The organism is Microbispora sp. CA-102843 (assembly GCF_050936215.1).
Taxonomy (GTDB): Bacteria; Actinomycetota; Actinomycetes; order Streptosporangiales; family Streptosporangiaceae; genus Microbispora.
Genome location: NZ_JBNJNF010000001.1, coordinates 6,960,775 through 6,980,430 on the forward strand (window position 1 = coordinate 6,960,775; position 19,656 = coordinate 6,980,430).

Sequence of the window (19,656 nt, forward strand, 5' to 3'; positions counted from 1 at the left end):
TCCTCGTAATTGTGGTCCGGTCTCCGGACGCGGCCCCATTGGCCCGGAAGCCCTATTCCGGCGCTCGTCCGGACACCCCGCACGGGCCGTGCCCGACCCCCTGTGCCGCACCATTCGACGCTCTTCGTCGCCCGCAATTTACACCCGCGGAACCGTTACGCCCAGATTCCTTTCCCCTCCCGTTCGACGGCGACGCCGCGTGACCACGCCTCACGTCTTTCCCATTAAGACGAACGCGGCCCTCGGAATGTGACATACGACCGCGAGGGGAATTCCCGGTGCAATCTCGATGTCACGTTCCGGGCCCCGGCGTACGTCTTTCTTTTGGCGGCCCGAATCGGCGGAGCCTCCTTCGCTCCACGCCGCCGCTTTCTCAGTCGCACAGCGAGGTGAACATCTGATGGTTTTCGTCCCGGACGCCTCCTACACCGATCCCAGCGCGTGGCGTATCGCCATGGACGCCAGCGAGGGAACGCTGTCGATGACGACGTCGAAGGGGCCGCGGATCCTGCACGAACTGCCCTGTTTCCACGGCTCCTTCTATGTGAGCCCCGTCGGGCTCCTGGCGGGGTTCACGCTGCAGTTGCCGCTGCCGGTCTACCCGTCGTGGCTGCGGGAGGACGAGGCGCCCGCGCTCTTCTGGGAGTCCGTCGACCTGGAGGCCGAGGACGCCCCGAACCAGGTCCTGGGGAACTCCCGGCTGCGGCTGGGCAGGCGGGAGGCCTCCGCGGCCGTGTCCGGCCTGTGCACGGAGGTCCCGGCCGGCCACTCAGGCCGCCCCTATCTGAAGATCGTGCTGGAGACCGTGTTCCCCTCGGTGAGCCTGCGCTGGCCGGTCGAGGCATGGCAGCGGCTGCGGCCGGTGACGCTCAAGCTGTTCACCGAGATCCGTCCCGCCGACCCGCAGGAATCGCAGTGGCCGGTGCCACAGCAATGGGATTGGTGACCCGGCAGTTGGATCGGTGATCCGGGCCGGCCGGCCCGGATCACGACGGTGCGGGCCCGGAGGGAGAGCCTCCGGGCCCGCCCGGGAGAGCGGTCAGCGCGTCAGTGCGCGGTTCTGCCCGTCGGGAAGTGCGGCCTGCCCGTCCTCGTCGTGCGGACGGCCGTTGACGAGCGGAACCTTTTCCCCGCCGTACGCCCTGGACATCCGCAGGCGCAGCCTGCCGAGCGGCCCGCGCAGCCCCTTGGGCGGCACGGTCTCGTCGTACGGCAGCACCGGCACCGGTTCCCTGCCGCGCAGATGCGCCTCGATGTCCTCCGCCGGCCGCGAGTGGACTTCGACATACCCGCCGTTCGGCAACCGCTTGATCACACCCGACTCCACGCCGTGCGAGAGAACAGCGACGTCGGAGCGCTGCAGGCCCAGGCAGACGCGGTAGGTGATCGCGTAGGCCAGGGCGGGTGCGACGAACACGAGGATCCGCCCGGCCCAGGTGGTCGCGTAGAGGCTGATACGGAAGTTCGCGGAGATGATGTCGTTGCCGCCGAACAGCCAGAGCACGCCGTAGAAGGCGATGGCCGCCATGCCGATCGAGGTGCGATGCGGGTTGTTGCGCGGCCGGTCCGCGAGGTGGTGCTCGCGGTGGTCACCGGTGAGCCAGCGTTCGAGGAACGGGTAGAGCGCCATGCCCACGACGATGACGCCCAGGGGCACCAGCGCCGGGATGACCACGCTGAGCGGGATCGTGCCCGCCTGTGCGGTGCCGAAGAGGTTGACCTCCCAGGAGGGCATGATGCGCAGCGCCCCTTCGAGGAAGGCCAGGTAGAAATCGGGCTGCGAGCCGGCCGAGACGTCGGCGGGCGAGTACGGCCCGTACAGCCAGACAGGGTTGATCTGCGCGAACGTGCCGAGACCGGCGATCACGGCGAACGTGAACAGGAAGAACGCTCCTGATTTCGCCATGAAGGCCGGGTAGAAAGGCGCGCCGACCACGTTGCGGTTGGTCCGGCCCTTGCCCGGGAACTGGGTGTGCTTCTGCACCCACATCAGGATCAGGTGCCCGGTGACCAGCGCAAGGATCAGGCCGGGCAGGAGCAGGATGTGGATCGAGTAGAAGCGGGAGATGACGTCCTCGCCCGGATACTCGCCTCCGAACAGGAAGAAGTTGAGGTAGGTGCCGACCACGGGCAGCCCGATGACCACGCCCTGGGTGACCCGGAGGCCGGCGCCGGACAGCAGGTCGTCGGGCAGGGAGTAGCCGGTCAGGCCCTCGAACAGCGCGATGGAGAGGATCACCACGCCGATGAGCCAGTTGAGCTCGCGCGGCTTGCGGTAGGCGCCGGTGAAGAAGACCCGCAGCGCGTGCGCCATCATGCCGCCGATGAAGACCAGGGCGGCCCAGTGGTGTATCTGCCGGATGAGCAGGCCGCCCCGGACCTCGAAGCTGATCTTCAGCGAGGACGCGTACGCCTCGGACATCGTCACGCCCTTGAGGGGGGCGTACGTGCCGTTGTAAACGATCTCACCCATGCTCGGCTTGAACCAGAACGTCAGGAAGGTGCCCGTCAGCAGCAGGATGATGAACGAGTACAGCGCGATCTCGCCGAGGAGAAAGGACCAGTGGTCGGGGAAGATCTTGCGGATGTTGCGCCTGACGAAGTTCCCCGCGCCGACGCGGTCGTCGAGGAATGCGGACGGCCCGGCGATGCGTTCGGGCACGGTTCTCAGTTCACTCAAGAGTGGCCTCCGTTCTCCCTGACCCGCGCCTCCGCGTCGCCGCGCTCCCAGTAGCTGGGACCGACGGGGGTGGGGAAGTCCCCCAGCGCGATGAGGTAGCCCTGCTCGTCGACGCCGATCGGCAACTGCGGCAGCGGCCGGGCGGCGGGGCCGAAGACGACCCTGGCCCCGTCCGCGGCGTCGAAGGTGGACTGGTGGCACGGGCACAGGATGTGGTGGGTGGTCTGCTCGTACAGCGCCGCGGGGCAGCCCACATGCGTGCAGATCTTGGAGTAGGCGACGATCCCGTCGTGCGTCCAGTTCGGATTCGTGCCGGACTTGAGCTCCTCCGGACGGAACTTGACGAGGATCACCGTCGCCTTGGCCAGGACGTTCAGGTCGTGTTCGTATCCCTGGGGAACGACCGACAGGATCCCTCCGGGCGAGTTGAAGTCGGCGGCCCGGATCGGCTGGCCGGTGCCCTCGACGACGAGCCGCAGCGGCTTGCCGTCCTTGGTCTTCTCGCCCCAGACCGTGTGCCCGAGTCGCCGGTGGAGCCGCGCGGCGGGCACGCCGGTGGAGTCGAGGTCGCGCAGCAGCACCAGCGGGGCAAGGCCCAGCGGCGCCGCCGCGAGCAGCAGCGTGCGGCGCAGCAGCCGGCGCTTGACGATGCCGCTCTCCCCTGCTCCGCGCACGAACGTGTCCGCGACCTCGGCCCGCACCTCCTCGGGTGAGGCCATGGGGTGGCGCTGCTGGACCAGCTCGTATTTCGGCATGATCTGGCGCACCCAGATCACGATCCCCGCGGCCAGCGTCACCAGCGCCAGTGTCAGCGTGCCGCCGAGGGCGACGTGCGAGACGCCCGTCGCGCTCAGGCCGCCGACCTGGAACCGGACGTAGGCCACGAGGAAGGCCACGAGGGCGGCGAACGCGAGCGTGAAGCACAGCGCCGCGATCCTCTCCGCCCTGCGCGCCTTCCGTTCGTCCTGCGGAACGACGCCGGGGACGGCGGGGACGTCGTGGTCCTCGCCGGCGGCGTCCGGCAGCGCGGACGCGGCGGCGTCGGATAAGGGGGTGCCGACGACGCGTGCGGGTGCCCGCCGCTCCGGCTGCCCGGTCTCGTGCTCGTTGTCTGTCATGACGAAAGTCGCTTCTCTCGCGGCCTGTCAGCCTGCGGCACGGACAGGTCCGTGCCCGCGGGGTCGCCGGCCCGCGTCGACGCCCCCGAGCTTGTCCTGGTTCGCGATGATCCAGATCCGCGTGACACGGTCGGCGGCGAGATCGACGTCGACCACGATGACGGCGATCGGCTCGCCCCCGGCGGTGAGGAGCGCCGCGGGCCCGCCGTTGACGTCCACGATGAATCCGCTCCCGATGTCGTCGGTCTCCGCGGCCGCGGCGCCCGCCGGGCGCAGCACCCTGCGCAGGCCGCGGACGAGCAGGCGGCCGACCTTCTCCGCGCCCTCGACCGGGTTCCTGGCCACGCCACGGCGCCCGTTCCCGTCGATGCACAAGGTGACCTCCGGGGCGAGCAGGTCGAGCAGCGCCCGCAGATCGCCGCCCAGGCAGGCGGCCAGGAAGCGCTCGGTCACCCGCCTGCGGACGTCGCGGTCCTGCCGGAACCGGGGCCGCCGCTCCCTCACATGCGAGCGGGCACGGCGGGCGAGCTGCCGGACCGCGGTCTCGGACCGGCCGACCACCACCGCGATGTCGGCGAAGGAGAACGCGAACGCCTCCCGCAGCACGAACACCACGCGCTCCAGCGGGGAGAGGGTCTCCATCACCACGAGCATGGCCATGGAGACGGAGTCCGCGGTCTCGGCATCCTCTTCGAGCGCGGGCCCGGTCGGCAGCGGCTCGGGCAGCCACTGCCCCACGTACGCCTCCCTGCGGGCCTTCGCCCACCGCAGGCGGTCGAGGGCGAGCCGGGTCGTGACCTGGACGAGGAAGGACCGGGGGTCGGCGATCCTGGAGTGGTCGACGCGGTCCCACCGCAGCCACGCCTCCTGGACGATGTCCTCGGCGTCGGTCACGCTGCCCAGCACCCGATAGGCCACCCCGAACAGCAACTCCCGGCTGCTCTCGAAACTGGCTACTGGTGTCGGCTGCCCATCGGTCACCGCGGGCATCTGTCCTCCTTGTCTCCGTCTCCCCTATAGAGACGTGCCGGGGATTCGAGACGTGACACGGGAGCCGGGGCGCCAGGCCGCCGGGAATGCGGACACCCAGGAACTACGTGCAGCTTGCCCGTTTCGTGATGTGCACCACTCTTGACCATCCAACACAGCCGGGTATAAACACATACGAAACAACATCGAAACGGCGGTGAACCAACACGATGTACGCCGAGGAGCGGCAGCAGGAGATCCTCCGGGCGGCCCGCGACGCCGGCCGGGTCGACGTGGTGACGCTGGCCGAGCGGTTCGGCGTCACGACGGAGACGATCCGCCGCGACCTGACCGCCCTGGAGCGCGCGGGCGTCCTGCGACGCGTGCACGGCGGCGCGATCCCGGTCGAGCGCCTGGGATTCGAGCCCGCCCTGGCCGCCAGGGACGAGGTGTTGACGGCCGAGAAGGAGCGCATCGCCAAGGCGGCCCTGGCGGAACTCCCGCAGGACGGCGCCGTGGTCATCGACGCGGGCTCCACGACCAGCCGGCTCGTGCAGGCGCTGCCGCCGGACCGCGAGCTCACCGTCGTCGTGAACTCGCCTCCACTGGCCACGACGCTGGCGACCCGCCCCAACCTGACCGTGCTCATGCTGGGCGGCCGGGTGCGCGGCCGGACGCTGGCGACCGTGGAGGACTGGGCCGTCCAGCAGTTGTCGCAGCTCAACGTGGACGTGGCCTTCATGGCCACCAACGGCTGCTCGGTGGCCAAGGGCCTGACGACCCCCGACCCGGCCGAGGCGGCGATCAAGCGGGCGATGATCGCCTGCGCCGACCGCGCCGTCCTGCTGGCCGACCACACGAAGTTCTCCGGCACCTACCTGGCGCGCTTCGCGACGCTCGGCGAGATCGACGTCGTCATCACCGACACCGGGCTCGACCCCGACCACGCCGCCGCGCTGGCCGCCGCAGGACCCGAGGTCGTCCGCGCATGATCCTCACGCTGACCCTCAATCCCAGCCTCGACCGCACGATCGAGGTCGGCGCGCTCACCCGCGGGGCCGTCATCCGGGCGGCCGCCACCCACCTCGACCCCGGCGGCAAGGGCGTCAACGTGTCGCGGGCCCTGCTGGCCAACGACGTCCGGTCGTGCGCGGTCATCCCGTACGGCGGCAGCGAGGGGCGCAGGCTCCTCGACCTGCTGTCGGCGGAGGGCATCGACATGATCCCCGTGCCGGTCGAGGGTCCCACCAGGTCCAACGTCGCGATCGCCGAGCCGGACGGCACCGTCACCAAGGTGAACGAGCCGGGCACCGCGCTGACCCCCGCCGAGCTGGACACGCTGGCGGGCGCCGTGCTCGACGCCGCCCGGTCGGCCGACTGGGTGGTCGCCTCGGGCAGCCTCCCGCCCAGCGTTCCTGTGGACGTCTACGCCGGGCTGTGCCGCCGGTTCGCCGGCGCCGGCATCAACCTCGCGGTCGACACGAGCGGCCCCGCGCTGGTGTCCGCCGTGAACGCCGGCCCCGCGCTGGTCAAGCCGAACCGCGACGAGCTCGCCGAGGCCACCGGCACGTCGATCGCCCGTGTCGGCGACGTGCTCGACGCGGTCGGCAAGCTGCGCGCCATGGGCGCGCGGTCGGTCCTGACCAGCCTCGGGGCGGACGGCGCGCTGCTGGTCGAGGACGACGAACAGGTCTGGTACGGCGAATGCGCGGTCGAGGAGCCGCGCAGCAGCGTGGGCGCGGGCGACGCCCTGCTGGCGGGCTTCCTCGCCGCGGGGGCCCGCGGCGGCACGGCCCTCGCCGAGGGCCTGGCCTGGGCCGGCGCGGCCGTGGGGCTGCCCGGCAGCCGGATGCCCGGCCCGGCCGACATCGATCGCACACACGTCCGGATCGGTCCCCCCGACCCGGCTCGGCCGCTCATGCCCGGGGGATGAGCGCCACCCCCCACCAACCGGCCCGCCAGGCCGGTAGCCCCGGAAGGAGCACGTCAATGGCCACGCCTTATACCCCCACCGTCCACGGCACCGGTGTGCGGGCCACGATCCAGCGTTTCGGCGGCCATCTCGCCGGTATGATCATGCCCAACATCGGCGCGTTCATCGCCTGGGGCCTGATCACGGCCCTGTTCATCCCGACCGGGTGGGTGCCGAACAAGACACTCGCCGAGTTGGTCGGCCCGATCATCAGCACCCTGCTTCCCGTGCTCATCGGCTACACCGGCGGCCGGATGGTCCACGCCCAGCGCGGCGCGGTCGTCGGCGCCGTCGCCACGATGGGCGTGGTCGTCGGGGCGGACGTCCCGATGTTCCTCGGCGCGATGATCATCGGTCCGCTGGCCGCGCTGATCCTCAAGTACGTCGACCAGTTCACCTCCGAGCGGACCAGAGCCGGCTTCGAGATGCTGGTCGACAACTTCACCGCGGGCATCGTCGGCGCGGTCATGGCGATCGCCGGCGCCCTCGCCATCGGCCCGGTGGTGGAGAAGGTCACCGAGGTCGCCGGCAGCGGCGTGGAGTGGCTCGTCAGCCACTCGCTGCTGCCGATCGCGTCGGTCATCATCGAGCCGGCCAAGGTGCTGTTCCTCAACAACGCGATCAACCACGGCGTGCTCGGGCCGCTGGGCGTCGCCGAGTCGGTCAAGCACGGCAAGTCGATCCTGTTCATGCTGGAGTCCAACCCCGGCCCCGGCCTCGGCCTGCTGATCGCCTACCTGCTGTTCGGCCCGAGGTCCCTGCGTCCCAGCACCCCCGCCGCCATGATCATCCACTTCCTCGGCGGCATCCACGAGATCTACTTCCCGTACGTGCTGATGAAGCCGCGCCTGATCCTCGCGGTCATCGCCGGCGGCGCCTCGGGCGTGCTCACCTTCCTCGTCACCGGGGCGGGCCTGGTCGCGACGCCGTCGCCGGGCAGCATCTTCGCCTACATGGCGGTGACCCCGAAGGGCGGCTGGTTCGGCGTGATCGCCGGAATCCTGATCGCGACGGCCGTCTCCTTCGCCGTCGCCGCCGCTCTGCTGGGCTTCGGCCGCGCCAACGGCGACCAGGCGGACGATCCGGCGCAGGACGCCGGCACGAACGACACCGCCGGCGTCGGCGACACCAACGACACCAACGACGAGAACCGCGACACAACCGGCGAGACGGCGGCCGAGAGCGTGCCCGCCACCAAGGAGGCGTAGAAACCGTGTCCAGCATCGAGGGCAAGGACGTCCGCAAGCTCATCGTGGCCTGCGACGCGGGCATGGGCAGCAGCGTCATGCTGGCGAGCACGCTGCGCAAGCAGCTCAAGGGCACCGCGGTCAGCGTTGAGCACACCCCGGTCAACTCGATCCCCGGGGACGCCGACGTGATCGTGTGCCACACCGGGCTGGCCGAGCGGGCCAGGGCGAGCGCCCCCGGCGTCGTGCTCGTGCCGTTCCAGGTCTTCATCGGCGACCCGGCCGTGGCGCGGGTCGTCGCCGCCATCAAGAACGGAGGCACGATCGATGGCTGACCGGGCCGGCACGGCCCCGCTCCCCCTCGATCCCCGCGCCGTACGGACGGCCGCGACCGCCGCGGACGTCGAGGACGCCATCCGGCAGTGCGGAGCGGTCCTCCAGGAGGTCGGCGCGGTGGACGGGAGCTACACCGAGGCCATGCTCGAACGCGAGCGGTCGATCTCCACGTACGTCGGCGAGGGCGTCGCCATCCCCCACGGCACGCTGACCTCGAAGGAGGCGGTCAGCCACGACGCCATCTGCGTGCTGCGCTTCCCCGAGGGCGTCGACTGGCACGGCGAGCGGGTGACGGTGTGCGTCGGCATCGCGGCCCGCGGGGACGGCCACCTGCGGCTGCTGTCGGAACTCGCCCAGATCCTGCTCGACCCGGACCGCGCCGCGGCCCTGCGCGCGGCCACCGAGGTCGACGAGGTCATCCACCTGCTGCAACCGGACGGAGAGGAAGACTCCGAGTGAAAGTCGCCCGTTTCCACGCTCCCGGGGACATCCGGCTGGAGGAGGTGCCAGAGCCCGTCGCCCGCCCCGGCGAGGTCAAGATCCGCGTACGCAACTGCTCGACGTGCGGCACGGACGTGAAGATCTACCGGTTCGGGCACCACCACATCAGGCCGCCCCGGGTGATGGGCCACGAGATCGCCGGGGAGGTCGTGGAGCTCGGCGAGGGCGTCAGCGGCTGGAGCCCGGGCGACCGGGTGCAGGTGATCGCCGCGATCCCGTGCGGCGAGTGCGAGGAGTGCCGCCGGGGTCACCTCACGGTCTGCCCCAACCAGGAGTCGATGGGCTACCACTACGACGGGGGCTTCGCGCAGTACATGGTCGTGCCGGCCAAGGTGCTCACCGTGGACGGGCTCAACCGCATCCCCGACGGGGTGGGGTTCGCCGAGGCGTCCCTCGCCGAGCCGCTCGCCTGCGTGCTCAACGGGCAGGAGCTGGCCCGCGTCGGCGAGGGCGACGACGTGGTCGTCGTCGGCTCGGGCCCGATCGGCTGCCTGCACGTGCGGCTGGCCCGCTCGCGCGGCGCGGCCCGGGTGTTCCTCGCCGACCTGAACGCCGAGCGCCTCACGATGGCCGCCGACCTCGTACGGCCGGACGCGGCGATCTGCTCGGGCGAGACCGACGTCGTGGACGAGGTGCTCAAGCTGACCGGAGGCCGGGGCGCCGACGTGGTGATCACGGCGGCGGCCTCCGGCGCGGCCCAGCAGCAGGCGTTGCAGATGGCCGCGCGGCAGGGCCGGATCAGCTTCTTCGGCGGACTGCCGAAGGACGACCCGATCATCGCCTGCGACTCCAACCTGGTGCACTACCGGGAGCTGACCATCGTCGGCGCCAACGGGTCGAGCCCCGCGCACAACGCCCGCGCCCTGCGGCTCATCGCCGACGGAGCGGTGCCGGTCGCCGACCTGATCACCCATCGCCTCGGCCTGGACGAGGTCATGGACGCCATCGACGTCGTCGCCCGCGGCGCCGCCATCAAGGTCACCATCGAGCCCTGAAATCTGAGAGGAACGCGATGCCGGAAAGGACAGTGGCGGTCGCCTCGCGCTCCGGCCTGCACGCCCGCCCCGCCAAGATCTTCGTCGAGGCGGCGGCGCGGCAGGCGGCGCCCGTGCGCATCCGTGTGGGCGGCGGGAAGGCCGTCCCCGCAAACAGCATGCTGGGCGTGCTGACCCTCGGGGTCGGGCACGGCACCGAGGTCACCCTGGAGGCCGACGGCCCGGGGGCGGAGGAGGCACTCGCCGCCCTCGCGGACCTGCTGTCCCGCGACCTCGACGCCGAAGGGGCCGAGGGGGCCGCGGACGCCGGAGCCGCCTGACCCGCCTTATTCGACCGATTCACTTGATTCGCCTGATTCACGGCTGAGCACACCCGAGCCACCCGGCCGGCGCACCTGCACGCTCAGTCCGGCCTCGCCGCACCCCGGCGGCCGTCGTCGCTCGCGACGATGGCCGCCGCGCTCTCCTTCGTGGAGACTGGATACGCGGGGAAGGAGGAGCAGCCGATGGCGGCGACACGAGGGACGGCGGACGCGGACGAGCGTGACGAGGCCCGCTTCCTGCATCGGCGGCCCGCTCCCGCGCTGCGTCCGCTGGTCGCGTGGTACAGCGGCTATCGCGAGGCCGGAGTCCCGCCGGCCACGCACCGCGGCCTGCCGTCGCCCTACCTGACGGTGATCGTCACGCTCGACGACCCGCTCGTCGTCTCGGCGCACCCCGATCCGCGCACCCCGCCCGGGTCGTACGACACGCTGGTCGGCGGGCTGCACACCACTCCCGCGCTGATCAGGCACGACGGGCGGCAGTCGGGCGTGCAGCTCGCGCTGACGCCGCTCGGCGCGCGGGCCCTGCTCGGGCTGCCCGCCGGGGAGCTGTCCGGGCTCGACCTGGACGGCGCCGAGGTGCTCGGCCGGCTGGCGGGCGAGCTGCGCGAGCGCCTGCTGGAGGCGCACGGCTGGGACGAGCGCTTCGCGGTCGTCGACGCGGTCCTGTCCCGGCACGCCCGTCCCACGCGGGCGCACCCGGCCGAGGTGGCGCGGGCCTGGCGGCGGATGCTGGCCGCGGGCGGGCAGGTCACCGTGTCCGGTCTCGCCCGCGACGCGGGCTGGAGCGCCAGGCACCTCAACGGCCGGTTCCGCGAGGAGATCGGCCTGTCCCCCAAGGAGGCGGCGCGGGTCGTGCGGTTCGACCGGGTCCGCCGCCTGCTCCAGGGCGCCGTCGCGTCCGGACGGCGGCTCACGCTGGCCGACGCGGCGGCCGAGTGCGGGTTCTACGACCAGGCGCACCTCGCCCGCGAGTTCGGCGCCTTCGCCGGGTGCTCGCCCAGCCGGTGGCTGGCCGAGGAGGGCCGCCACGGAAGCGAGCTGTTCCGAAACGTCCAAGCCGGGGCGGGGGACGGCTCGCCAGACTCGATGGCATGAACGACACCACACCAGCACCTCAGGTATGGCCCACGCTGCGGGCCAGGGACGCACGCACCCTGATCGCCTTCCTCGTCGAGGCGTTCGGCTTCGAGGAGACCGCCGTGTACGGCGAGGGCGACCGCGTCGACCACGCCCAGCTCTCCTGGCCGCACGGCGGCGGGATCATGATGGGCAGCGTCCGGGACACGCCGGACGACAAATGGAACCTCACGCCCGGCTCGTTCGGCGCGTACGCGGTGACCGACGATCCGGACGCGTTGTTCGCCCGGGCGACCGCCGCGGGGGCGCGGGTCGTCCAGGAGCCGTACGACACCGACTACGGCTCCCGCGAGTTCGCCGTCCGCGACCCGGAGGACAACCTCTGGTCGTTCGGCACCTACCGAGGCGAGCCCCGCAAGGCCTCCACTACGGGGTGAGGTAGGGGATTCCCCACCATGGTTTCGGCGGTGCGCGGGATGGGCCGTGATCACCGCCGAAACCTACCGTTACAGCCATGGCAAACCCCCTCCCCAAGCGGCTGCTCGCCGCCGCGGCCTGCGCCGCCCTGGTGCTCTCCGTGCTCTCCGTTCCCGCCACCGCCACCGCCTCCGCCGCGATCACCCGGCCCGCCGCCACCGCCGAGGCCCCGCGGGGCGCGATCGTGTCGGCGACCCGTCTCGACCGGCTGTCGCCCGCCCAGGTCTCCGCCACCCTGCGCGCCGCCGGCTTCCCCGCGCCGGAGCACCCGCTCGGCGTCGACGTCTACCGGGTCGTCTACCGGACCACCCGCACCGACGGGAAGCCCACGACCGCCAGCGGCGTGGTGACCCTGCCCCGCTCCCGGGACGGGCGCCTGTCGTTCGCGGTCTACGAGCACGGGACGCTCCCCACAAAGCGCTATGCGCCCTCCGTCTCCGCGGACGGCGACGGCCGGCTGGTGCCGGTCATGTTCGCCGCCGCCGGCTTCGCGGGAGTGGCGCCCGACTACATCGGTCTCGGCCTCGGGCCGGGCCGGCACCCGTACATGGACGCCGCGTCGGAGGTGACGGCCTCGGCCGACCTGCTGCGCGCCGCCCGCGATCTCGCCGCCCGGCACGGCCGGACCCTCGACGGCCGGGTGATGGTCACCGGCTTCTCCCAGGGCGGGCAGGCCGCGATGGCGCTGGGCCGCGCACTCCAGCAGGGCGCCGTGTCCGGCCTCCGGCTCGCCGCGCTCGCCCCGATCAGCGGGCCGTACGCCGTGGAGCGGGCCGAACTGCCCGCCATCCTGTCCGGAGACATCGAGCCGCACATCGCGACGTTCTACCTCGCGTACTGGATGACCTCGATGAACCGCCTCCACCACCTGTACGACACGCCCGGCCAGGCGTTCCGCGCGCCGTACGACACGACGGTGGAGGGGCTCTTCGACGGGCGGCACACCGAGGAGCAGATCGCCGCCGCGCTCCCGGCGAGCCCGGCCGAGCTGCTGACCGACGAGTTCACGGCCCAGGTCAGGCAGCCCTCGGGCGCGTTCCTCGAAGCGCTGCGCGCCAACGACACGACCTGCACCGGCTGGCGGCCCCGGGTTCCCGTCAGGCTGTACGCCTCCCGGGGCGACCGCGACGTGGCGATCGCCAACGCCCGGCTGTGCCGCGACGACCTGCTGGCGAGCGGGGCCGAGGTACGCCTGGTGGACGTCGGGGCGGTGGACCACATGCACGGCGCCCTGCGATCACTCCCCCGCGTGCTCCGGGCGTTCCAGGATCTCCTCTCCTGAGGGCGCCGAGACGAATACCTCGGCAAAAAGCGGAAAGGGAGGTATTGAAGAGGACAAATAGCTCAAATGAGATCAAATAGCGAGAGGAGCCCTCCCATGACGGACGTGTCGAGCAAGGGGCCGGAGCCCGGGGACGAGCGTCCGGTGCTGACCAACCGTCAAGGGCACCCGGTCTACGACAACCAGAACCAGCGGACGGTCGGCGCGCGCGGCCCGGCCACTCTCGAGAACTACCAGTTCCTGGAGAAGATGAGTCACTTCGACCGGGAGCGCATCCCGGAACGGGTGGTGCACGCGCGCGGCACGACGTCGTACGGCTTCTTCGAGGCGTACGGCATGTGGGGCGACGAGCCGATCGCCCGGTTCACGAGGGCGAAGCTGTTCCAGGAAGCCGGCAAGCGCACCGACGTGGCGGTGCGGTTCTCGACGGTGATCGGTGGGCGCGACTCGTCCGAGTGCGCCCGCGACCCACGCGGGTTCGCCGTGAAGTTCTACACCGAGGACGGCAACTGGGACCTCGTCGGAAACGACCTCGCGGTGTTCTTCATCCGCGACGCCATCAAGTTCCCCGACGTGATCCACGCGCTCAAGCCGGACCCGGTCACCTTCCGGCAGGAGCCGAACCGGATCTTCGACTTCATGTCGCAGAGCCCCGAGACGATGCACATGATCGTAAACCTGTTCAGCCCGCGCGGCATCCCGGCGGACTACCGGCACATGCAGGGCTTCGGGGTGAACACCTACAAGTGGGTCAACGCGCAGGGCGAGACCGTGCTGGTGAAGTACCACTGGATGCCCAAGCAGGGGGTCAGGAGCATGACGGCCGAGGACGCCGCACGCATCCAGGCCCACGAGCTGGGCCACGCCACGAAGGACCTGCACGACGCCATCGAGCGCGGCGACCACCCGGAGTGGGAGCTGCTCGTCCAGATGATGAGCGACGACGAGCACCCCGAGCTGGACTTCGACCCGCTGGACGACACCAAGGTCTGGCCGGAGGAGATCTTCCCGGCCAAGCCGGTCGGCCGGATGGTCCTGAACCGGACCCTGGACAACGTCTTCGCCGAGAACGAGCAGATCTCCTTCGGCACCGGCGTCCTCGTCGACGGGCTGGACTTCTCCGACGACAAGATGCTGGTGGGCCGCACGTTCTCCTACAGCGACACCCAGCGCTACCGCGTCGGGCCGAACTACCTGCAACTGCCGGTCAACCAGGCCAAGAACGCCGACGTGCGGACCAACCAGCGCGACGGCCTCATGACCTACCAGCAGGACCAGGGGGGCGAGAATCCGCACGTCAACTACGAGCCCTCGATCACCGGCGGGCTGCGCGAGGGGCAGTTCGCGACGCACGACGAGCAGGGCCCGGAGATCGTCGGCAGGCTCACCCGCAAGCGCATTCCGCGGACCAACGACTACAAGCAGGCGGGCCAGCGCTACATGCTCATGGAGCAGTGGGAGCGCGACGACCTGGTGGAGAACTTCGTCACCATGCTGTCGCAGTGCGACCGGCCGATCCAGGAGCGCATGGTCTGGCACTTCCTGCTGGTCGAGGACGACCTCGGGCTGCGCGTCGGCGAGGGGCTCGGCATCACGCCGGACGACGTCAAGCACCTGGAGCCGCTGGCGAGCCAGGACCTGACCGACGAGGACAGGGAGCGCCTGTCCAACCTCGGCAAGAACGGCCCGCGCGACGTCTCGGGCCTGAAGATGACGCACTGCGTCCCCGACGAGCGGGCCACGGTGTCCGCGATGTGAGATCCGCCTGACGGATCAGGGCCCGGCCCGGGACTTCGGAGCCGGGCCCTGGCACGTCCGCACCCCCCGGGGCCGCTACCCTACCGGGGAGGCTGCGATGTTGAGGAGTGTGCGACTATGAGCGTTGTTGATGCTTTCCGGCAGGCGTACGGCGGCGAGCCCGCCGGGGTCTGGCACGCGCCCGGCAGGGTCAACCTGATCGGTGAGCACACCGACTACAACGACGGCTTCGTGCTGCCGTTCGCGGTGCCGTGGGGCGTCACCGCCGCCGTCAGCCCCCGCGAGGACCTCACGGTCCGGATCTCCTCCCTCCAGGCCCCCGGCGAGGAGCAGGTCCTGGAGGACGTCGAACGGGCCGAGGGCTGGGCCCGCTACCCCGCCGGAGTCGTCTCGACCCTGCGCGGCGCCGGGCTGCCGGTGCGCGGCGCGGACATCGTGATCGACGGCGACGTGCCCAAGGGCGCCGGGCTGTCCTCCAGCGCGGCGCTGGAGGTGTCCGTCGGGCTCGCCCTGAGCGACCTGTACGGCCTGGGCCTGGAGCCGATGGAGCTGGCCAGGCTGTGCCAGAAGGCCGAGAACGAGTTCGTCGGCATGCCGTGCGGGATCATGGACCAGGCGGCCTCGGCGCTGAGCAAGGAGGGGCACGCGCTGTTCCTCGACTGCCGCTCGCTGGCCAGCCGCTCCGTTCCGTTCGACCTGTCGGCGTACGGCCTGCAGATCCTCATCATCAACACCGGCGTGCACCACGAACTGGCCGACGGGCAGTACGCCAAGCGGCGCCAGGACTGCGAGAACGCGGCCAAGCACCTCGGCGTCGCGTCGCTGCGGGACGTCACCGACCTCGCCGCGGCCCTGTCGAGGCTCAGCGGCGACGAGCGGGCCCGCACCCAGCACGTCGTCACCGAGAACCACCGGGTGGAGGCCGTCATCGGGCTGCTGCGGGCGGGAGCCGTACAGGAGATCGGCGCTCTGCTGAACGCCTCGCACCTGTCTCTCCGGGATCAGTACCAGGTCTCCTGCCCGGAACTGGACGTGGCGGTCGAGGCCGCGGTGCGGGGCGGCGCCCGCGGGGCGCGGATGACCGGCGGCGGCTTCGGCGGCTCGGCCATCGCGCTCGTCGCCGACGACCGGGTGGACCGGGTCCGCTCCACCGTGGAGCGGGCCTACGCCGAGCGCGGCTGGGCCGCGCCGACGTTCCTGCCGGCCACCCCTGCGGCCGGCGCCCACCGCGTCCGCTGAGGTATCACCCAAGAGGTGGGAAGTCCGGCGGCCGGCGTTCGAGGAAGCTCGCCACTCCCTCGGCGAAGTCCGGCCGCCGGAACGACTCCATCATCAGCCGTATGGCCTCCTCCCTGGCCTCGTCGAGCCCCGCCTGCCAGCCGCCCCAGATCTGCCGCTTGATCACGGCCATCGAGGTGGGCGAGCACTGGGTGGCCAGCTCCTTCGCGTACGCGACGGCCTCGGCGAGCAGCCGCTCCCCCGGCACGGCGCGTACGGCGAGGCCCATGGCGCACGCCTCCGCGCCGGTGAAGACCCGGCCGGACAGCAGCAGGTCCATCGCCCGCGCCTGCCCCGCCAGCCGCGGCAGGATCCAGCCCAGGCCCCACTCGGCGATGAGCCCGCGCCGGGAGAACGCGGTCGTCCACTTGGCGTCGTCGGCGGTGACGACCACGTCGCACACGAGCGCGTGGACCACCCCCAGACCGGCGCACGCGCCGTTGACCGCGGCGACGACCGGCGTCCGCAGGGTGGTGGGGAAGGTGGTCGGCCGCTCGTCCCGCTCGTTTGTGTTGTCGCGGGCGTAGTCGCCGGATCGGATGGCCGTCAGGTCCGCGAAGTCGGCCCCGGCGCAGAAGCCCTTCCCCGCGCCGGTCACCACGATCGCCCGTACGGACGGGTCGCGGTCGGCCTCCTCCAGCAGGTCGAAGTAGCGCCGTCCCATCTCGGCGGTCCAGGCGTTCAGCCGTTCCGGCCGGTTCAACGTCAGGATCCGCACGCCGCCGTCGTCCTCGGACAGCACCACCATCGCACCCTCCTCAACCCAACCACGGGCCCTAACCCGAACTATGTTCTACACGGTTCTACACCAGGGGAGGGCGGTGGACGTAGGCCGGCGTGAGCCGTACGTCGTCGTAGTAGCGGTGGAAGACCGGTGTAGCGGCGCCGGACAGGGGCGGCACGATCCAGGACCAGTCGGCGGGGCAGACGCGCCCGCTGTGCTCCTCCCGCTCCAGGTGGGTCAGGAACCGCCGTGCCTCGGTGTGGTGGTCGGTGATCGTGACGGCGTCCTCCGCGAAGGAGTGCAGCACGGCGACGTTGAGCTCCACCAGCGCCTGGTCGCGCCAGAGCGTCCGCTCGTGGGAGGTGTCGAGCCCGAGCCGCTCCGCGATGACCGGGAGCTGGTCGTAGCGATCCCGGTCGGCGAGGTTGCGCGCGCCGATCTCGGTGCCCATGTACCAGCCGTTGAACGGCGCGCACGGGTAGGTGACGCCGCCGATCTCCAGCGACATGTTCGAGATCGCCGGAACGGCGTGCCACCTGAGCCCGAGGCCGGCGAACCACGGGAAGGCCGGGTGCCGGAGGGGCACCTCCAGGACCACCTCGCCCGGCACCTCCCGCAGGACCAGGGCGCCCTTGGCCTCCACGATCAGCGGCAGGACGTCGAACCTCGTGCCCTCCCTCCTCCAGCCCATGCGCAGGGCCCGCTCGGTGATCGAGGCGTTCGCCGGGTCGCCGAGGACCGAGCCGTCCTCGCGTACGTACCCGGCGTACCGGATGAGCTGGTCGTTGTGGATCCGCGGCGCCGGCTCCCCCGGCCGGTCGGGGGCGAACACGGTGATGGTGGGGCGGATCCTGCCCCTACCGGTGGCCGCCCTGAGGTGCTCGACGCACTCCTCGGCCACGCCGTCGGCGGTGTCCACGTGCCGCCGGTCACGGACCTGCATGGACCGCCAGTAGAGGCGCCCGATGCACCTGCTGCTGTTGCGCCACGCCACCCGCGCGCCGAAGGTCAGCTCGCCCGTGGTGTGCGTGTACGTCCCCGTCTGGTCGATCTCCGCGAGGACCTCCCGGAGCCGGATCTCCACCGGGCCCGCCACCGGGTTCTCCGCGTGGTGGAGCCGGATGAAGTTCTCCGCCTCCCGCCTGTCGATCTCCTCCCCGCGCTCCCGTACGGGCGCAGGGGTCTTCTTCGATTTTCGCCAAGTCAGCACGACCGCCACACACTTCGCGCTCACGGGCGCCCCGCACCGGTTCCGGGCCGGCGGCGACACCCTTCCCGCAGTGGCCCTCACCCCACTGCGCCGTCCGTGGTCCGCGGCAGCCGCGACCGGTACGGCCACGGCGATCACATCTTTCCCCGACGTCCCCGGATTTGTCCGCCAAATCCGCACACCGGCGTATCCGAAGCCTCCCCCACCCGCGCCACTCGACCAGTGCACCCGCAGTTGGACCACGGAATCCCCTACGTGACCGAACGTGGCAGGGAATTGGTCCGTCTTGATAGATGCGACCGCTGCTGCGGCGACCCGCACCGCAGCCCGCAAAAACCCCGGGGCGGTGGTCTGTGACCACCGCCCCGGGGTGAAATGCTCCCGCGATAGGACTCGAACCTATAACCTGCCGGTTAACAGCCGGCTGCTCTGCCGATTGAGCTACACGGGATCGTGCTCTGCTCCGCTCGTTCCGGCCTTTCGGCTTTCCTTGCGGCGCGGAACTAGATTAGCGCACTCCGGGGGGTGTCTGTCACATCCATTCCGTCCGTGAGTCGTCGGGTCTTGATCGGCGTACGGCAAAGAGCGCCCGGACGGCCCCGGGAGCCCGCCCGGGCGGGGCCGGAACGGCTGCTGTTGGATAGAGACAAGCCCTCGGGGTAGGGGGGCGGGGAACACGAGCGCGGAGGTGGAAGATGCGATACAAGGCGATGTTCGCCACCGGGCTGGCCGTCGGCTACATCCTCGGCACGCGGGCCGGGCGTGAGCGCTACGAGCAGATCAAGCGTTTCGCGCAGCGGTTCGCGGACAGCCCCACGGTGCAGGAGGCGGCGGGGCTGGTCGGCGCCCAGGCGTCGAAGGTGGCGGGCAAGGCCAAGGACCTCGCGGGCGACAAGGTGCCGTTCCTGAGGAAGACGGAGACCTGGGAGGCCGACAGGACCGACCGGGTCGGCACGGCCACCGGCTGGCCGGCCGGCGCCGACCAGATCCCCTGAACCATTCCCGAGGCCGGGTCCGTCCCACGCACAGCCCGATTCCACACAGGTCCCGGTCCGACTCCGCCTCCCCGCGGAGGGCCGGCCCGGACGGTGCGTGACGCACCATCGGCGGGCCCCCGCATGCGCCGGGGGCTCGCCGCTTTTCCGGAGCGCTAGGAAGACCGTCCGCGACGCCGCCGCGCGAGCGCGCCGGAGAATCGAGAGGCGGCCTGGGCCCGGATCGCCGCAGGCGCTTCGGGCCGCGCCGGATCGATCAGACGCCGAGGCTGCGGCGTACCTCTTCGAGGGCCTGCTCGGCGTGGGCGCGCAGACCCGGGTCGTCGGCGTCGAGCCCCGGGTCGAAGATGAACTCCCAGCGCGGGGTGTCGTAGCCGGGAATGCGGCGGGCGACCAGGCGCACTCCCCCGCGGCCGTTGATGGTCACATGGCGGCTCGCGACGATCGTCGAGGTCACCCGCTCGCGGATCGTCTCCGGCAGGCTGCCCGGCTCGGGCAGGAGGGCCCGGTGGACGGCTCCGTCCGTCATCGTGACCGTCACGCCCTCCTCGTCCCATACGGCCTTGTCCATGAGGTGCCATGGCAGGCGCGGCCCGTCCGGCAGGTGCAGCGCCAGGGTGGTGGCGACGATGTGGCCGCCCTCAGGCGTACACGCGTGGCTGATCGGGCGCTCGCCGCTCTCCAGGGCGAGAGCCGTACGGACCTCACGGGGCAGCCGGGAGCCGAACAGGCGGGACAGTGAGGGCTTCTGAGGAGTCAAGGGAGCACCGC

The 19,656-nt window shown here is 71.4% G+C and carries 20 protein-coding genes and 1 tRNA gene; 14 read left to right on the forward strand and 7 right to left on the reverse strand.

The genetic code is table 11. The annotated features are described in order from the left end of the window. Window positions 1-400: 400 nt before the first annotated feature. On the forward strand, window positions 401-946 hold the full coding sequence (locus ACQEVJ_RS32240) for a hypothetical protein (protein ID WP_433107611.1): 546 nt from the start codon (window positions 401-403) through the stop codon (window positions 944-946). Window positions 947-1,039: 93 nt separating this feature from the next. Here ACQEVJ_RS32240 and qcrB read toward each other — a convergent pair whose 3' ends face one another. Genes qcrB through sigJ form a run of 3 tightly spaced genes read right to left on the reverse strand, consistent with a single transcriptional unit; the run spans window position 1,040 to window position 4,788 of the window. After that, window positions 1,040-2,680, reverse strand: a complete 1,641-nt coding sequence (gene qcrB, locus ACQEVJ_RS32245) for a cytochrome bc1 complex cytochrome b subunit (protein WP_433107613.1) — start codon at window positions 2,678-2,680, stop codon at window positions 1,040-1,042. Then, window positions 2,677-3,798, reverse strand: a complete 1,122-nt coding sequence (gene qcrA / locus ACQEVJ_RS32250) for a cytochrome bc1 complex Rieske iron-sulfur subunit (RefSeq protein ID WP_433107615.1) — start codon at window positions 3,796-3,798, stop codon at window positions 2,677-2,679. The genes qcrB and qcrA overlap by 4 nt, the downstream gene beginning before the upstream one ends. A gap of 27 nt (window positions 3,799-3,825) precedes the next feature. Continuing rightward, window positions 3,826-4,788 (reverse strand): RNA polymerase sigma factor SigJ, encoded by a 963-nt coding sequence (gene sigJ / locus ACQEVJ_RS32255; protein WP_433107617.1) that lies wholly within the window; start codon window positions 4,786-4,788, stop codon window positions 3,826-3,828. A 209-nt stretch (window positions 4,789-4,997) separates the two neighbouring features. Between sigJ and ACQEVJ_RS32260 the strand changes: the two genes are divergently transcribed. From ACQEVJ_RS32260 to galK, 12 genes are all read left to right on the forward strand, one after another. Further along, window positions 4,998-5,759, forward strand: coding sequence for a DeoR/GlpR family DNA-binding transcription regulator (locus ACQEVJ_RS32260; protein WP_433107619.1), 762 nt, complete (start codon window positions 4,998-5,000; stop codon window positions 5,757-5,759). Beyond that, complete coding sequence (pfkB, locus tag ACQEVJ_RS32265) at window positions 5,756-6,700, forward strand: 1-phosphofructokinase (RefSeq protein WP_433107621.1); 945 nt, start codon at window positions 5,756-5,758, stop codon at window positions 6,698-6,700. The genes ACQEVJ_RS32260 and pfkB overlap by 4 nt, the downstream gene beginning before the upstream one ends. 56 nt (window positions 6,701-6,756) lie before the next feature. Next, entirely contained in the window at window positions 6,757-7,947 is a 1,191-nt protein-coding gene (gene mtlA, locus ACQEVJ_RS32270) for a mannitol-specific PTS transporter subunit IIC (protein WP_433107623.1), read from the forward strand. Between the two features lie 5 nt (window positions 7,948-7,952). Next, complete coding sequence (locus ACQEVJ_RS32275; RefSeq protein WP_433107625.1) at window positions 7,953-8,261, forward strand: PTS lactose transporter subunit IIB; 309 nt, start codon at window positions 7,953-7,955, stop codon at window positions 8,259-8,261. Beyond that, window positions 8,254-8,721 (forward strand): PTS sugar transporter subunit IIA, encoded by a 468-nt coding sequence (locus tag ACQEVJ_RS32280; RefSeq protein WP_433107627.1) that lies wholly within the window; start codon window positions 8,254-8,256, stop codon window positions 8,719-8,721. Before ACQEVJ_RS32275 ends, ACQEVJ_RS32280 begins: the two co-directional genes overlap by 8 nt. Beyond that, a complete protein-coding gene (locus ACQEVJ_RS32285) occupies window positions 8,718-9,758 on the forward strand; it encodes a zinc-dependent dehydrogenase (protein ID WP_433107629.1) in 1,041 nt (346 codons plus the stop codon). Before ACQEVJ_RS32280 ends, ACQEVJ_RS32285 begins: the two co-directional genes overlap by 4 nt. A gap of 17 nt (window positions 9,759-9,775) precedes the next feature. Further along, window positions 9,776-10,078 carry an HPr family phosphocarrier protein gene (locus ACQEVJ_RS32290; protein ID WP_433107631.1) on the forward strand — a complete coding sequence of 101 codons (303 nt, stop codon included), beginning with the start codon at window positions 9,776-9,778 and terminating at the stop codon, window positions 10,076-10,078. Window positions 10,079-10,264: 186 nt separating this feature from the next. Further along, a complete protein-coding gene (locus ACQEVJ_RS32295; protein WP_433107633.1) occupies window positions 10,265-11,179 on the forward strand; it encodes a helix-turn-helix domain-containing protein in 915 nt (304 codons plus the stop codon). Next, a complete protein-coding gene (locus tag ACQEVJ_RS32300; protein ID WP_433107635.1) occupies window positions 11,176-11,598 on the forward strand; it encodes a VOC family protein in 423 nt (140 codons plus the stop codon). Before ACQEVJ_RS32295 ends, ACQEVJ_RS32300 begins: the two co-directional genes overlap by 4 nt. Before the next feature lie 77 nt (window positions 11,599-11,675). Then, window positions 11,676-12,920, forward strand: a complete 1,245-nt coding sequence (locus ACQEVJ_RS32305) for a hypothetical protein (protein WP_433107637.1) — start codon at window positions 11,676-11,678, stop codon at window positions 12,918-12,920. 96 nt (window positions 12,921-13,016) lie between these two features. Next, complete coding sequence (locus ACQEVJ_RS32310; protein ID WP_433107639.1) at window positions 13,017-14,678, forward strand: catalase; 1,662 nt, start codon at window positions 13,017-13,019, stop codon at window positions 14,676-14,678. Window positions 14,679-14,795: 117 nt separating this feature from the next. Next, the gene (gene galK, locus ACQEVJ_RS32315; RefSeq protein WP_433107641.1) at window positions 14,796-15,917 is read left to right on the forward strand and encodes a galactokinase; all 1,122 of its coding nucleotides are present in this window, start codon (window positions 14,796-14,798) and stop codon (window positions 15,915-15,917) included. A 4-nt stretch (window positions 15,918-15,921) separates the two neighbouring features. Here the strand turns inward: galK and ACQEVJ_RS32320 are convergent, their stop codons facing one another. The 3 genes from ACQEVJ_RS32320 to ACQEVJ_RS32330 form a co-directional block, all read right to left on the reverse strand. Further along, on the reverse strand, window positions 15,922-16,704 hold the full coding sequence (locus ACQEVJ_RS32320; protein ID WP_433107643.1) for an enoyl-CoA hydratase-related protein: 783 nt from the start codon (window positions 16,702-16,704) through the stop codon (window positions 15,922-15,924). Between the two features lie 55 nt (window positions 16,705-16,759). Beyond that, window positions 16,760-17,914: a nitric oxide synthase oxygenase gene (locus ACQEVJ_RS32325; RefSeq protein ID WP_433107645.1), complete on the reverse strand. Its 1,155-nt coding sequence runs from the start codon at window positions 17,912-17,914 to the stop codon at window positions 16,760-16,762. A gap of 354 nt (window positions 17,915-18,268) precedes the next feature. Next, window positions 18,269-18,341 (reverse strand) — tRNA-Asn (locus tag ACQEVJ_RS32330). A 244-nt stretch (window positions 18,342-18,585) separates the two neighbouring features. On the opposite strand from ACQEVJ_RS32330, the gene ACQEVJ_RS32335 reads away from it, so the two are divergent. Next, window positions 18,586-18,885 (forward strand): YtxH domain-containing protein, encoded by a 300-nt coding sequence (locus ACQEVJ_RS32335; RefSeq protein WP_433107647.1) that lies wholly within the window; start codon window positions 18,586-18,588, stop codon window positions 18,883-18,885. A 256-nt stretch (window positions 18,886-19,141) separates the two neighbouring features. Here the strand turns inward: ACQEVJ_RS32335 and ACQEVJ_RS32340 are convergent, their stop codons facing one another. Continuing rightward, on the reverse strand, window positions 19,142-19,645 hold the full coding sequence (locus tag ACQEVJ_RS32340; protein ID WP_433107649.1) for a hypothetical protein: 504 nt from the start codon (window positions 19,643-19,645) through the stop codon (window positions 19,142-19,144). Window positions 19,646-19,656 lie beyond the last annotated feature (11 nt).